Source organism: Streptomyces sp. NPDC097619, assembly GCF_040302735.1.
GTDB lineage: Bacteria > Actinomycetota > Actinomycetes > Streptomycetales > Streptomycetaceae > Streptomyces.
Genome location: NZ_JBEOSD010000045.1, coordinates 1 through 13,889 on the forward strand (window position 1 = coordinate 1; position 13,889 = coordinate 13,889).

A 13,889-nucleotide genomic window follows, 5' to 3' on the forward strand; every position below is an offset into this window, starting at 1 on the left:
CATCGCCGAGGGCCTGGTGGACGAACTGCGCCTGATCACCATGCCGGTGCTGCTCGGCGGCGGTAAGTCGATCTTCCCGGCGGAGGGCGGGAAGCCGAGGGGCCGGCGGCCGTGCGCGCGGACCGTCGGCGGGCGGAGCGGGTCGGGGCGAGGGGCCGCCGGGGCGCGGCGCGGGCGCACGTGTCTTGACTTCACATGATCCCCCGAACACCTTGGCCGGCACCGCACTTCCGCCTCCGCATCAGGCTGCGCCCGCCGCCGATCCCCCTCGCCCCGCTGGAGCCCGCCCATGTCCTCAAGCGCCGCGTCCTCCTCCCGCCCGTCCCGCTCCCCCGCCGCCCCCTCCCGTCGCTCCGTGCTCGCCGGCGCCGGGGCGGGGGTGTTGGCCGCCGGACTGCCCTCGACCGCGGGGGCGGCGGAGGGGCCGCCGCTCGGCGAGTACGACGTGGTCGTGGTCGGTGCCGGGGCGGCCGGGATGACGGCCGCCCTGACCGCCGCCCAGCGGGGGTTGAGCTGTCTGGTGGTGGAGAAGGCGCCCACCTTCGGCGGTTCGGCGGCGCGTTCGGGCGCCGGCATCTGGCTGCCGAACAACAGCGTGATCCTGGCCGCGGGGGTCCCCGACACCCCCGCGAAGGCGGAGCAGTACCTGGCGGCCGTGGTGGGCGCGGAGGTGCCGGCCGCCCGACAGCGCGCCTTCCTGGCACAGGGGCCGCGGATGCTGGACTTCGTGATGGCGAACAGCCCGCTGAGGTTCCGTCACATGCCGGGCTACAGCGACTACTACCCCGATCTGCCGGGCGGGCTGGCGGGCGGCCGGTCCATCGAGCCCGACCAACTCGACGGCAACGTCCTCGGCGCCGAACTGGCCCGGCTGAACCCGGCGTACATGCCGGTCCCGGCGGGGATGGTCGTGTTCAGCCAGGACTACAAGTGGCTCACCCTGGCCGCGGTCAACGCCCGTGGCGCGGCGGTCTCCGCGGAGTGCCTGGCGCGCGGCGCCAAGGCGGCCCTGCGCGGGGAGAAGCCGCTCACGATGGGTCAGGCCCTGGCGGCGGGGCTGCGGGCCGGGCTCCAGCGGGCCGGGGTCCCGGTGTGGTTGGAGACACCGTTGGTGGACCTGGTTCAGGAGGGTGGCGCGGTCACCGGGGTGGTGGTGGAGCGGGGCGGGGCACGGGGGGTGGTGCGGGCCCGCAAGGGGGTGGTCGTCGGCTCGGGCGGTTTCGAGCACAGCGCTGAGATGCGGGCCCAGTACCAGCAGCAGCCGATCGGCACCCAGTGGTCGGTGGGCGCGAAGGAGAACACCGGTGACGGCATCCGGGCCGGTCGGCGGGCAGGGGCGGCGCTGGCGCTGATGGAGGACGCCTGGTGGGGGCCGACGATCCCGCTGCCCGGGGAGCCGTACTTCTGCCTGGCGGAGCGGACCCTGCCGGGCGGGCTGGTCGTGAACGGGGCGGGGGCCCGGTTCGTCAACGAGGCCGCCCCGTACAGCGACGTGGTGCACGTGATGTACGAGAAGGACCGGGGGGCGCCGGGTTCGCACATTCCCGCCTGGCTGGTCGTGGACCAGAACTACCGGAACCGGTACCTGTTCAAGGACGTGCTGCCGACCTTCGTGTTCCCGGACGCGTGGTACGCCTCGGGGGCGGTGAAGAAGTCCTGGAGCTGGGACGGGCTGGCGGGGCAGATCGGGGTGCCGGCGGCGGCGCTGCGGGCCACCCTGAACCGCTTCAACGCGCAGGCGTGGCACGGCACCGACGCCGACTTCCGGCGGGGCGCCTCCGCGTACGACCACTACTACACGGACCCGGCGGTGGAGCCGAACTCCTGCCTGGCCCCGGTGTGGGTGCCGCCGTTCTACGCCTTCCGGATCGTCCCCGGTGACCTGGGGACCAAGGGCGGGATCGTGACGGACGAGCGGGCCCGGGCCCTGCGGCCCGACGGCACGGTGATCCCGGGGCTGTACGCGGCGGGGAACGCCAGTGCGGCGGTGATGGGGCACAGCTACGCGGGGGCGGGTTCCACGATCGGGCCCGCGATGACCTTCGGGTACATCGCGGCGAACGATCTGGCCGCGGCCTGAGCGGGGGCCCGAAGGGGCCAGGGGGGCGCCCCCCGGGGCCCGGGTTCAGCCCTGCTGGAAGAGCTCGGCGGGGAGCGGCTTCAGGAGGGCGTACAGGTCGTCGCTGATGGGGCGGTCCCAGCTGGCGATGGTGACGAGGACGTTGTCGCTGCGGTCGAACTGCACGCAGGAGATCCGGGTCTCCGACAGCTTGATCTTGCGGACGATGAGGAGGTTGTCGCCCTGCATGACGGGGCAGTCCTCGATGCCGGTGACCTCGATCTCCTCGTCGTTCTCGAGGGCGTCGAGGAGCTGGGCCACCTCGAAGGGGACCTGCTTGTCGTCGAGCTCGCGGGCCGGGGAGCCCTCGGGGAGGTTGCCGATGATCATCGCGGGGCCGCGACCACCGAAGAGGTCGTAGCGGAGGAACACGCCCTGGCAGCTGCCGTCGGGGGCGGGGAGCAGACCCGCTCCGAGGTTGCCCGGCCAGTCACCCGGGTCCATGGCGAGGACGTCGAAGTCCGGCCCGGCGGGGGTGGCGGCGCTGCGGCGGCGGAGGAAGGACATGCCGCCATGGTACGTCCCCCGGCCCGGTTCCCGGCCCTCGGGGCGGGGCGCCCGCCGGGTGGGCGGGCCGGGTGGCGGAGGGGCGGGGGCGGGTGCACAATGCGGCGCGCGCCGCACGGGGCCCGCTCCCCCGCCCCCGGCCCCGCCCCCCTCGCGTGCTGGGCGCCCCCGAGGGCCCGGCCGGGTCAGCCCCGGGCGGGCGGGAGGGCCTCGTGGAGCCCGGCCCGGCTGGTGCCGAGCTTGCGGTACACGGAGGACAGGAGCCGGGACACCTCGGTCTCGTCGGTGGAGAGGTCCGCGGCGACCTTGGCCCGCGGTTCGCCGCCCGCGATCAGTCGGGCGGCCCGTTCCTCCCGGGAGGTGAGCTCGACCCCGCCGTTGAGCGGGGTCCTGGGTCGTGCCCCGACCGCGGCGAGTGCGGCCCGGGCGGTGGCGGCGAGCCCGTCGGCGCCGCAGTCCAGGGCTCCTTCGAGGCCCTCGTGCAGGAGTTCCGGTACGTGCTGTTCGGCGCCGAGGGTGACCTGGGCGCAGGCGAGCTCGTACGCGGCGGGTGAGGCGGCGAGGTGTTCCATGGCCTCGGCCAGGCCCTCGCCGGTGACCTCGTGGGCGAGGCGGAGGGCCTGTCCGATGGCGGAGGAGGTGCCGAACTCGCGGGCCCGCCGGACGGCGTCCTCGGCGAGGAACCGGGCGCGCTCGGGGTTGCGGCCGGCCTCGGCGCGGGCGAGGTGGAGCTGCCAGGGGCACCAGGACGGGTTCCGCACGCCGCGGGCGCCGAGCCGTTTGCCGACGGCTTCGAGTTCCAGGATGGCGGCCTTGGTGTTGCCGCGGGCCAGGAGCAGTTCGGCGTACACGGTCTGCGAGTCGGGGAAGACCACGGCGGCCGGGTACGCCTCGCCGAACTGGTGCTCCGCGGCGAGGGCCCACGCCTCCTCGACGCGGCCGCGGGCGAGCAGCACTTCGATGAGGATGCTGACGGCGTACCAGTGCACGGGGGTGCGGGGTCCCACGCGGCCCGCGAGGCGGAGTCCGTCGCGGGCGTAGCCCTCGGCCTTGATGAGGTCGCCGCGGCGGTAGCGGATGTAGCCGAGGAGGCTGTAGGCGAAGGCCAGGTGGGCGCCGCGCCAGCCGCGCTTCTCGAACTCGGTGATCCCGGAGGCGAAAAGGGCCTCGGCCTCGCCGGGGCGGTCGGCGTACATGAAGGTGAGGGCGACGATCACGGGCAGTTCGAAGCCGCGCTCCTCCTGGGCCCAGCTGAGGTCGTCGCCGAGGGCGCGACGGGCGTAGCCGAGGACGGTCTCGACGGGTTCGCCGCGCAGGGTGGCGTCCCAGGCGCGCATGCCGATGATCCAGCGTTCGGTGAGGCCGTTGCCGGGGAGGGCGCCCGCGAGCTTGCGGAGCCGTCGGGACCGGGCCGGGGCTTCCGGTTCGTCGGTGCGGAAGGCGTCCCACATGAACTGGTCGGCCTGGAGGCGCAGCTTCGCGCGGGCGTCCTTGGTGCGCAGGATCTCCTGGCCGAGGACGGCGGAGGCGTCGTCGTGGCGGCTGCTGTGGGCGAGTACCTGGGCGAGTCGGGTGATGATCTTCTGGCGGAGGTCCGGGTCGCGGTCGAGGTGGGGGTCGGCGAGGGCGGACTTGAAGTGGTTGACGGTGTTGTGGGGTTCGGTGAGCAGGGAGGCGCAGCCGAGTTCGAAGAGGACCTCGGCGCGGTCCTCGTCGGCGGGCGGTTCGAGGAGGGCGCGGTAGAGCTGTTTCCGGGCGGCCTCGGGTGCGCCGAGGCGGATGTTCTCGGCGGCGGATTCGCGGAGGGTTTCGACGACCCAGGGGTCGTCCTCGCAGCCGACCTCCAGCAGGTGGCGGGCCGCGGCGGTGGCGCCGTGTCCGGCGTCGATGACGGCGCGGGCGGCGAGGCCGTGCATGGCCACGCGCATGCTGTCGCCGATGCTGCGGTACACGGCGGTGGCGATCAGCGGGTGGACGAAGTCGAGGCGGACCTCGCCGCGGTCGGAGGCGGTGGTGAGGATGTTGGCCTCGACGAGGCGTTCGGTGGCGTCGACGGCCTCTTCGGCGCCCAGGGGTGCCAGCCGGGCGGCGAGGCTGCGGGGCACGTCGGTGCCGAGGACGGCGCATGCTTCCGCCAGGCGGCGGGAGGAGGCGCCGAGGCTCTTGAGCCGGCCGAGGTAGTGGCCGCCCTGGTTGGCGGCGGCCATGTCGCGGAGCTGGGAGGTGCCGCTCTCGTCGAGGGCGAGCTTGCGGTCGGCGACCTTGGCGACGAGTTCCACGGTGTGGAAGGGGTTGCCTTCGGTGAGGGTCCACAGCTCTTGGCAGAAGACCTCGTCGGCCTCGTCCCCGACGGCCTCGCGGAGGAACTGGCGGACGGCCTTGGGCGTGAGCGGGCCGAGGTCGCGCGGGCGCTGGCCGGGACCGCCCGGTTCGCGGAAGGCGCGGGCGTGTTCGGGGAGTTCGTCGGGTCGGTAGGCGACCACGACGAGCAGGGGCAGCTGTTCGGCGCGGTGGACGAAGGAGGCCAGCCAGCTCAGGGACTCGTTGTCGGCCCAGTGGGCGTCGTCGAGGACGAGGACCACCGGGGCCTGGGTCATGACGAGGTGGGACAGGACCCAGTCGAGGCCGTCGCGCAGACCCTGGGGGTCGGGCGAGACGCCGACGGGCGGGCACAGGCCGAGGGCGGGGCCGACGATGTCGAACCAGCTGCCGAGGCTGCGGGTGAGTTCGTCGGCGGAGTGCGGGGACAGCAGCGGGTACATCAGCTGGCGGGCGACGCGGAAGGCGAGTCCGCGTTCCTGTTCGCCGCCGCGGGCGGACAGGACGGTGCAGTTCCGTTCGCGGGCCCGTCTGCGGATCTCGGCGAGGAGGGTGGTCTTGCCGAGACCGGCGCTGCCCGCGAAGGCGAGGACTCCTCCGCCGGGACCGGCTCCTGGACCGGTTTCGGTCAGTTCGGCCAGGGCCTCGTCCACCGCGGCCAGTTCGGCTTCGCGTTCGAGCAGGTTGCGCCGCTTCCTGAGCTGGCGTTCCGTCATCGCTGGTACCCCCAAGGGCGGTTCAGAGGGTTCAGCGTACGCCCGCGCGTACGCGGGTGTGGCCCGGTGTCCGGCTCTGATCGGATCTTTTCGGGTGGTCGCCCAGGGGGTGGCTCCGGGCGTCCGGGGGCGTGCTCCGGGCGCTTCCGCGGGCGGGCGGCGGGCGCCGTCCGGAGGGGTCCGGGGCGGCTCCGCCGCTCACCCGTTCGGACCGGGGCGGCGGTGGCCGGGGAGTACGAGGTGATACGGCCTGTTCCGCGCGGCCGGAACTCGACGGGAAAGGGTGCATCCGGATCCGCGCCGGAGCGGAACGCGCGACTGTGGCGGGTGCCCGGCCCGCCCCGGCGGGCCGGGGCGGTGCCGTGGCGGACCCGCGGCGCCGGGCTCGGCCGGTGGGGGTCGGCCGGGCGGGGGCAGCCGGTGGGGGACAGCCGGTGGGGGGGTCAGCCGGTGGGGGGTTCGCTGCCGACCAACCACATCGCGAAGAACTGGGCGCCGCCCCCGTAGGCGTGCCCGAGGGCGCGGCGGGCCCCGGGCACCTGGTGTTCCCCGGCCCGGCCGCTGACCTGGAGGGCGGCCTCGGCGAACCGGATCATGCCGGAGGCGCCGATGGGGTTGGTGGAGAGCACCCCGCCGGAGGGGTTCACGGGGAGGTCGCCGTCGAGTTCGGTGACGCCCGCCTCGGTGAGCTTCCAGCCCTCGCCCTCCTCGGCGAAGCCGAGGTTCTCCAGCCACATGGGCTCGTACCAGGAGAAGGGCACGTACATCTCCACCGCGTCGATCTCGCGCCGCGGGTCGGTGATCCCGGCCTGCCGGTACACGTCCGCCGCGCAGTCCTTGCCGGCCTGGGGGGAGACGAAGTCCTTGCCCGCGAAGAGGGTGGGCTCGCTGCGCATGGCGCCGCCGTGCAGCCAGGCGGGCGGGTGCGGGGCGCGGGCGGCCCCGGCGCGGTCGGTGAGGACCATCGCGCAGGCGCCGTCGGAGGAGGGGCAGGTCTCCGAGTAGCGGATGGGGTCCCACAGCATCGGGGAGGACTGCACCTTCTCCAGGGTGATGTCGTGCTCGTGGAGGTGGGCGTAGGGGTTCTTGAGGGCGTTGCGACGGTCCTTGTAGGCGACGAGGGAGCCCACGGAGTCGGGGGCTCCGGTGCGGCGCATGTAGGCGCGGACGTGGGGGGCGAAGAAGCCGCCCGCGCCGGCGAGCAGGGGCTGCTGGAAGGGGACGGGCAGGGACAGCCCCCACATGGCGTTGGACTCGGACTGCTTCTCGAAGGCCAGGGTGAGGACGGTGCGGTGGACGCGGGCGGCCACCAGGTTGGCGGCGACGAGGGCGGTGGAGCCGCCGACGGATCCGGCGGTGTGGACGCGGAGCATGGGTTTGCCGACGGCGCCGAGGGCGTCGGCGAGGTAGAGCTCCGGCATCATGACGCCCTCGAAGAAGTCGGGGGCCTTGCCGATGACGACGGCGTCGACGTCGGGCCAGTCGAGGCCGGCGTCGTCGAGGGCGCGGCGGGCGGCCTCGCGGACGAGTCCGGCGATGGACACGTCGTGACGGGCGGCCACGTGTTTGGTCTGGCCGATCCCGGTGACGGCCACGGGCTCCTTGGTCATGCGGGGGTGTCCCCTTCCAGGACGGCGACCAGGTTCTGCTGGAGGCAGGGTCCGGACGTGGCGTGGGCGAGGGCGCGGTCGGATGCGCCGCGGTGGATGCGGGCGGCGGCCTCGCCGATGCGGATGAGGCCGGCGGCCATCATGGGGTTGGCGGCGAGGGGGCCGCCGGAGGGGTTGACGCGGACGGTGTCGTCCAGGCCCAGGGCCCTGCGGAGGACGACCTCCTGGGAGGTGAAGGGGGCGTGCAGTTCGGCGGTGTCCAGGGGCCGGTCGAAGGCTCCGGCCCGGTCGGCGGCGGTGCGGGTGGAGACGGAGTCGGTGAGGTCGCGCAGGCCGGGGCCGTGGGCCTCGATGCGGTGGTCGATGCCGGTGATCCAGGCGGGGCGGGCGCAGAGCCGGCGGGCGGTGTCGCCGGTGGCGAGGATGACGGCGGCGGCGCCGTCGCCGATGGGCGGGCAGTCGCCGGTGCGCAGCGGGCCGGCCTCCTGGCGGCCCTGCGGGCGGGGGCCGCGGAGCTGGGCGTGCGGGTTGTCGGCGGCGTCGGTGCGGCTGCGGGTGGCGATGGCGGCCAGGGCCTCGGGGTCGGTGTGTCCGGCGTCGATGAGGGCCTGGGCCTGGAGGGCGGCGAGGGCCACGGAGTCGGGCCAGAGGGGGGCGAGGTAGTAGGGGTCGAGCTGGCGGGTGAGGACGTCGCGGACGGAGCCGGGGGACGCCTTGCCGTAGGAGTAGACGAGGGCGGTGTCGGCCTCGCCGGTGCGGAGTTTGACCCAGGCTTCGTACAGGGCCCAGGCGCCGTCCATCTCGACGTGGGACTCGGAGATGGGGGGCCAGGCGCCGACCCCGTCGAGGGTCATGGTGAAGGAGAAGGCGCGGCCGGCGAGGTAGTCGCTGGAGCCGGAGCAGGTGAAGCCGATCTCGCCGGTCTTGAGGCCGGTCTGCCGGAGGACCTCGTGGAGCACCGGCATGACCATTTCGACTTCGCTGAGTTCGTCGGTGCGGCGGCGGTGGTCGCTCTGGGCGAACGCGACCACCGCGATGTCACGTGCCGCATTGCCGTGTGACGTCACAGCAGCTCCTTGTACGTGTCGTAGTCGGCGTCGGGTTCGCCGGTGGGCCGGTAGTGGTCGGGGTGGCGGCCGCCTTCGGTCCAGACGGGTTCGACGCGCAGGCCCATGCGGACCTGGTCGTAGGGGATGCCGCCGATCCGGGCGTGCAGGGCGAGGTCGGCGCCGTCGAGCGCGATGTGGGCGTAGACGTAGGGGACCTCGATGTCGAGGTTCTTGGCCTTGATGTTGACGATGCAGAAGGTGGTGACGGTGCCCGCGGGGCCGACCTCGACGCGTTCGGTGGTGGCCACGCCGCAGGTGGGGCAGGCGCCGCGGGGCGGGACGTACACCTTGTGGCAGGAGGGGCAGCGTTCGCCGACGGTGCGCCGTTCGGCGAGGGCGTTGATGTAGGCGGTCTGGGCGCGGCCGGGGCCGTAGGTGTAGTCGAGGCGGGCCTCGGCGACGATGCCGGTCACGGGGGCGTCGAAGCGGCCGTCGTGGGCGGTGGGGGCGGCGGGGTCCGGGCCGGGTTCCGTGACGGGCCCGCAGGGCTCGAAGCAGGCGATGTCGGTGATGGCTCCGGTGCGTTCGGCGGCCCAGCGGATCCGGACGCGGTCCCCGGTGCGGACGGCGTCGGGGCCGGGGGCGTCGAGGGCGTGGAGGAGGGCGGTGTCGGCGCCGTCGAGGCGGACGAGGACCCAGGCGAAGGGGGTCGTGAGCGGTTGGCCGGGGCGGGGGCGGGGGTTCCAGGCGAAGGTGGTGACGGTGCCGGTGGGGGCGACTTCGACGAGGTCGCGGATCTCCTCGGCGGTGACGGGGTCGTATTCGGTGGGCGGGACCATCACGGTGCCCCCGGCGGTGCGGACGCCGAGGACCACCCGTTCGCGCAGGCCGGTGAGGAAGGCGCTCTGGACGGGGCCGAGGGAGCGGGTGAAGGGGAATTCGACGACCAGGGGTGCGCGGAGCACCTCGGGGACGGGCGCGGCTGTCATGGGCTGCTCTCCGTAATCTCCGCGCGGACGGCGGCGGCTGCGGGGCGGTCGGTCGGGGCGGGGCCGGGGTGCGCGGCCGGGACGGCGGGCCGGGGTGGCATCGGGCGGGCCGGGCGCGGTGCGGTCGGGCGGGTCAGGCGCGCCGGTAGACGGGGGGCCGCTTCTCGGCGAAGGCGCGGGCGCCCTCCTTGGCGTCGGCGGTGTCGAAGACGGGCCATCCCCGGGTGAGTTCGGCGGCGAGGCCCTCGGTCTCGGTGAGTTCGGCGGTCTCGTACACGGACGCCTTCACCGCCTCGACGGCGAGCGGGCCGCAGGCGTTGATCTGCTCGGCGATCTCCAGGGCCTTGTCGAGGGCGCCGCCCTCGGGCACCACCTGGCCGACCAGGCCGATCCGGGCGGCCTCGGCGGCGCTGTACGGGCGGCCGGTGAGCAGCATCTCCAGGGCGTGGGTGCGGGGGATCTGGCGGGGCAGTCGGACGGTGGAGCCGCCGATGGGGAAGAGGCCGCGCCGGACTTCGAACAGGCCGAAGACTGCGGTTTCGGCGGCGACCCTGATGTCGGTGCCCTGGAGGATCTCGGTACCGCCGGCGACGCAGTACCCCTCGACGGCGGCGATCACCGGTTTGCGCGGCCGGTGGTGGCGCAGCATCGCCTTCCAGTGCAGGTCGGGGTCGGCCTTGAGGCGGTCCCGGTAGTGGTCGCCCGCCATGCCGCGGCCCGCGAGGGCCTTGAGGTCCATGCCGGCGCAGAAGTCGCCGCCCGCCCCGGTGAGCACCACGGAGCGGATCGAGTCATCGGCGTCGGCCTCCAGCCAGCCGTCGTACAGGCCCACGAGCAGGGGCAGCGAGAGCGCGTTCTTCGCCTCGGGCCTGTCCATGGTCAGCACCAGTGTGGCGCCGTGCCGGGTCGTGCGGAGGTGTTCCGTCCCACCCATTGCCGTCCTCCCGTCTCAAGACCTAGAACAGGTTGCAGGAGTGCCGGGTGCAGTTCAATAGCTTTCTGACACCCAGTCAGATTTTGTGGTCCGGCGCCTTCCCCTCTGCACCGCCCGGCGCTGTAATGACCGCCATCGGAACCCGGGGTCAGGAGGAACGGTGGAGTACAACCTTGCCGACCTGTTCGAATCGGTCGTCGACGTCGTCCCGGACCGCGAGGCACTGGTCTACGTGGACCACCCCGGCACCGGGGCGGAGCGGCGGCTGACGTACGCACAGCTGGACGAGGGCGCCAACCGGATCGCGCACCACCTGATCGACAGCGGGCTGCGCCCCGGCGAACACCTGGGCCTCCACCTCTACAACGGCACCGAGTACCTCCAGACCGTCCTGGCCTGCCTCAAGGCGCGCCTGGTCCCCGTGAACGTCAACTACCGCTACGTGGAGGAGGAACTGGTCTACCTCTACCGGGACGCCGACCTCGCCGCGCTGGTCTTCGACGGGGAGTTCACCGCCCGGGTGGCGGCCGCCCTCCCCCGCACCGAGAAGCTCCGCCACCTGGTCCGGGTGGGACCGGCACCGCAGGGCGCTCCCGAACCGGCGGTGCCGCCGGTGGAGTTCGCGGACGCCGAGGCCACGGGCGATCCCGGCCGGGGCTTCCCGCCCCGCTCCCCCGACGACCTCTTCATCATCTACACCGGGGGCACCACGGGCATGCCGAAGGGGGTGATGTGGCGCCAGGAGGACCTCTTCTTCGCGGGGTTGTTCGGCGGCGAACCCTCCGGGGAGCCGGTGAAGCGACCCGAGGAACTGGCCGAGCGGGTGGCCGCGCGCGGCGGCGGACTGACCTTCTTCCCCGCTCCCCCGCTGATGCACGGCACCTCCACCCTCACCTCCTTCGTGGCCTTCAACTACGGCCAGCGGATCGTCATCCACCGCAAGTACGTCCCGGAGGAGGTGCTGCGCACCATCGAGAAGGAGAAGGTGTCCAGCATCTCGCTGGTCGGGGACGCCATGCTGCGCCCACTGATCGACGCCCTCAACGGACCGCTGCGGGGCACCGACCTGTCCTCGCTGTTCAGCGTCTCCTCCTCGGGCGCGATCATGTCGGACTCGGTGCGGGAGGAGTTCCAGCGGCTGGTGCCGAACGTCCTGCTGCTCAACAACTTCGGCTCCAGCGAGTCCGGTTCGAACGGTCGGGCCACCGCCGACTCCGGCCGCGAGAAGGGCTTCCGACTGGAGGTCAACGAGGCCACCCTGGTGGTGGACCCGGCGACCCACGAGCCCGTCCCGGTGGGCGTGCCCGGCCGACTGGCCCAGCGCGGCCACGTGCCCCTCGGCTACTACAACGACCCCGCCAAGACCGCCGAGACCTTCTTCGAGCGCGACGGCAGGCGCTGGGTGCTGCTCGGGGACATGGCCACGGTGGACGAGCAGGGCATCGTCACGGTGCTCGGACGCGGCTCCCAGTGCATCAACACCGGCGGCGAGAAGGTGTACCCGGAGGAGGTCGAGCAGGCCCTCAAGGCCCATCCGGACGTGTACGACGCCCTGGTGGCCGGGGTCCCGGACGCCGTGTGGGGCAGCCACGTGGCCGCGGTGGTGCAGGTCCGCGCGGGAGCCGGACCGCTCACCCTCGCCGAGGTCCAGGGCCACTGCCGGACCCTGCTCGCCGGGTACAAGATCCCCCGCCAGTTGGTCCTGACCCCCGAGATCCAGCGTTCCCCCAGCGGCAAGGCGGACTACCGGTGGGCCCGGTCCGTGGCCGCGGAGGCCGACGCGGGAACCGGCCCGGACTCCCCCTCGGACACCGACCCCGGCGCCGCGACCGGGACCGGCACCAGGGCCTGACGGGCCGCCCGCCGGGGCCGGACCCCCTCGGGGCCGGGCCCGGCGGGCCGGAGGCCACCGGTCAGCCGAAGTGCGCGCGCAGGTGGGCGTCGAGGCGGGCGGTCAGCGCCGCCTGGTCGGCGGTCTCCTCGTGGCGCAGGGTCAGCGCGGGCACGCTGGTGCCCGGCCGCACGTCCAGCTCCTCCGGCAGCACCTGGAGCAGCAGCTCCAGGGTGCCGGGCCGGTACCCGGCCGGGAAGGCCAGTTCGATCTCCTGCCACCACGGGGTGTCCTGCCGGGACCCGTGGGCCGTCCCCGGCTTCACCTCGGCCTCCTCGTAGCGGAAGCCGAGGGCCGCGAAGGAGCGGAGCACGGCCTCCTGCGAGGGCAGCGCGTGCACCTGCACCTCGTCCAGGTCGCCGCGGTCCACCGCGTTGTCCACCGCCAGTTCGGTGCGGACGGCGCAGTACGCGCCCTTCAGCGGGCGCCCCTCGGCGTGCGTGAGCGGCAGCGTCAGGGGCAGGACGAAGGCGAACCGCTCGGTACGGACCTCGCCGGCGGCCAGGGTGAACCCGGCGGCCGGCACCTGCTCGGCCATCCGGTGCAGGTAGCGGGCCTCCTGCCCGTGGCCCTCGAAGCGGACCACGAGTTCCACGGCCAGCCGGTCCACGGCCACGTCCACCGTGCCGCCGCGCACCGTCACGGTGCCGGACAGCTCCCCGCCCGGTCGGACCGCGACCGAGTCCAGGACCGTCTCGACCTCGGGCGCGCCGACGCCCAGCGCGCTGAGCAGCTTGCGGAATGCCATGTGTGTTCTCCCCCCTCGACCGACTCCGGCACGGGCTCGGCGCCCGCCCGGTGAGGGCGCCCACGGTAGCGGGCCGCCGTCGGGTTCCGGCCGGCGGGCCGGCGGACACCGGACCACCGCCGCGCCGGTGGTCCGGTCAGTCCAGGAAGTCCCGCACCGTCCCGCGGAACCGTTCCGGGTCGTCCAGCCAGGGGAAGTGGCCCGCCCCGGGCTGTACGACCGTCTCGGCCCCCGGGAGCAGGGCGGCCGTCTCCGCGGCCCGCTCCGGGGTCGGGTTGCCGTCGAGCCCCCCGGCGAGGACCAGCACCCGGGCCCGCAGGGAGCGCAGTGCCTCGCGGGTGGCCGGCGGGTCGAAGACGCCCTCCTCGAAGCAGCGGGCCGCCGCCTTCTCGTTGGTCTGGTGCTCGCTCAGGGCGGCGTGGGCGGCGGCCCGGTCGTCCCAGCGACCGTAGAAGAAGGGCAGGATCAGCTCCCAGGCGGCGTCGTCGTCCCGCTCCCCCGCCATCACCTGCGCGAAGACCGGGTAGGCCGCCTCGAACCAGGGCTCACCGGACCGCAGTCGGGCCGCGGCGAGCTTGTGCTCCAGGGTGGCCGGCAGGTCCAGGGCCCGGGCCGGCACGGTGACGAGGACCAGGCTGCGGACCCGTTCGGGGTGGGCGGCGGCGTACAGCAGGGCGAGGTTGCCGCCCGCGGAGTGGGCCAGCAGGTCCATCCGGTCGAGGCCGAGGTCCAGGCGCAGCGCCTCCACGTCGGCGACCTGCCGGTCCATGCGGTACGTGGACTCGTCGAGCGGCACCTCGGAGCCCCCGGTGCCGCGGAGGTCGAGGAGGACGAGGCGGCGGTGCCGGTCGAGGCCGCCGAGGTCGTCCAGGTAGGCGGAGGCCCGCATGGCGCCGCCGGGGAGGCACACCAGGGGCTCTCCCGTACCGCGGTCGTGCCGGGCCAGTCGGGTTCCGTCGTACGAGGTGAAGGAGGAAGTGAAGATCGCCACGGGCCCATCCAAGCAG

Annotated in this window: 11 protein-coding genes; 3 read left to right on the forward strand and 8 right to left on the reverse strand. The window is 74.1% G+C overall.

Annotated elements, in window-relative coordinates:
- Together ABTZ17_RS15145 and kstD are read left to right on the forward strand one after the other, a co-directional pair.
- A partial coding sequence (locus tag ABTZ17_RS15145) for a dihydrofolate reductase family protein (protein WP_352196049.1) occupies window positions 1-199 on the forward strand: 199 nt, incomplete at its 5' end.
- Window positions 200-289: 90 nt separating this feature from the next.
- Window positions 290-2,080, forward strand: coding sequence for a 3-oxosteroid 1-dehydrogenase (gene kstD / locus ABTZ17_RS15150; protein WP_352196050.1), 1,791 nt, complete (start codon window positions 290-292; stop codon window positions 2,078-2,080).
- A 45-nt stretch (window positions 2,081-2,125) separates the two neighbouring features.
- On the opposite strand, the gene ABTZ17_RS15155 is transcribed toward kstD, so the two are convergent.
- The 6 genes from ABTZ17_RS15155 to ABTZ17_RS15180 all read right to left on the reverse strand — a co-directional run bounded on the left by ABTZ17_RS15155 (window position 2,126) and on the right by ABTZ17_RS15180 (window position 10,243).
- A complete protein-coding gene (locus tag ABTZ17_RS15155; protein WP_352196051.1) occupies window positions 2,126-2,626 on the reverse strand; it encodes a hypothetical protein in 501 nt (166 codons plus the stop codon).
- Between the two features lie 185 nt (window positions 2,627-2,811).
- Window positions 2,812-5,661, reverse strand: coding sequence for an ATP-binding protein (locus ABTZ17_RS15160; RefSeq protein WP_352196052.1), 2,850 nt, complete (start codon window positions 5,659-5,661; stop codon window positions 2,812-2,814).
- Between the two features lie 443 nt (window positions 5,662-6,104).
- Window positions 6,105-7,271 carry a thiolase family protein gene (locus ABTZ17_RS15165; protein WP_352196053.1) on the reverse strand — a complete coding sequence of 389 codons (1,167 nt, stop codon included), beginning with the start codon at window positions 7,269-7,271 and terminating at the stop codon, window positions 6,105-6,107.
- A complete protein-coding gene (locus ABTZ17_RS15170; RefSeq protein ID WP_352196054.1) occupies window positions 7,268-8,338 on the reverse strand; it encodes a thiolase family protein in 1,071 nt (356 codons plus the stop codon). Before ABTZ17_RS15170 ends, ABTZ17_RS15165 begins: the two co-directional genes overlap by 4 nt.
- Complete coding sequence (locus ABTZ17_RS15175; protein WP_352196055.1) at window positions 8,335-9,309, reverse strand: Zn-ribbon domain-containing OB-fold protein; 975 nt, start codon at window positions 9,307-9,309, stop codon at window positions 8,335-8,337. Before ABTZ17_RS15175 ends, ABTZ17_RS15170 begins: the two co-directional genes overlap by 4 nt.
- A gap of 133 nt (window positions 9,310-9,442) precedes the next feature.
- A complete protein-coding gene (locus ABTZ17_RS15180; RefSeq protein WP_352196056.1) occupies window positions 9,443-10,243 on the reverse strand; it encodes a crotonase/enoyl-CoA hydratase family protein in 801 nt (266 codons plus the stop codon).
- 160 nt (window positions 10,244-10,403) lie between these two features.
- Here ABTZ17_RS15180 and ABTZ17_RS15185 point away from each other — a divergent pair, with 160 nt between their 5' ends.
- Window positions 10,404-12,095 carry an acyl-CoA synthetase gene (locus ABTZ17_RS15185; RefSeq protein WP_352196057.1) on the forward strand — a complete coding sequence of 564 codons (1,692 nt, stop codon included), beginning with the start codon at window positions 10,404-10,406 and terminating at the stop codon, window positions 12,093-12,095.
- Between the two features lie 61 nt (window positions 12,096-12,156).
- On the opposite strand, the gene ABTZ17_RS15190 is transcribed toward ABTZ17_RS15185, so the two are convergent.
- Window positions 12,157-12,882: a sporulation protein gene (locus ABTZ17_RS15190; protein ID WP_352196058.1), complete on the reverse strand. Its 726-nt coding sequence runs from the start codon at window positions 12,880-12,882 to the stop codon at window positions 12,157-12,159.
- 136 nt (window positions 12,883-13,018) lie between these two features.
- Entirely contained in the window at window positions 13,019-13,873 is an 855-nt protein-coding gene (locus tag ABTZ17_RS15195; RefSeq protein ID WP_352196059.1) for an alpha/beta fold hydrolase, read from the reverse strand.
- Window positions 13,874-13,889 lie beyond the last annotated feature (16 nt).

Excerpts from the sequence above, each read along its gene's own strand:
- kstD (WP_352196050.1), top strand. The coding sequence starts at position 290 with ATGTCCTCAAGCGCCGCGTCCTCCTCCCGCCCGTCCCGCTCCCCCGCC.
- ABTZ17_RS15155 (WP_352196051.1), bottom strand. The coding sequence starts at position 2,626 with ATGTCCTTCCTCCGCCGCCGCAGCGCCGCCACCCCCGCCGGGCCGGAC.
- ABTZ17_RS15160 (WP_352196052.1), bottom strand. The coding sequence starts at position 5,661 with ATGACGGAACGCCAGCTCAGGAAGCGGCGCAACCTGCTCGAACGCGAA.
- ABTZ17_RS15165 (WP_352196053.1), bottom strand. The coding sequence starts at position 7,271 with ATGACCAAGGAGCCCGTGGCCGTCACCGGGATCGGCCAGACCAAACAC.
- ABTZ17_RS15175 (WP_352196055.1), bottom strand. The coding sequence starts at position 9,309 with ATGACAGCCGCGCCCGTCCCCGAGGTGCTCCGCGCACCCCTGGTCGTC.
- ABTZ17_RS15180 (WP_352196056.1), bottom strand. The coding sequence starts at position 10,243 with ATGGGTGGGACGGAACACCTCCGCACGACCCGGCACGGCGCCACACTG.
- ABTZ17_RS15190 (WP_352196058.1), bottom strand. The coding sequence starts at position 12,882 with ATGGCATTCCGCAAGCTGCTCAGCGCGCTGGGCGTCGGCGCGCCCGAG.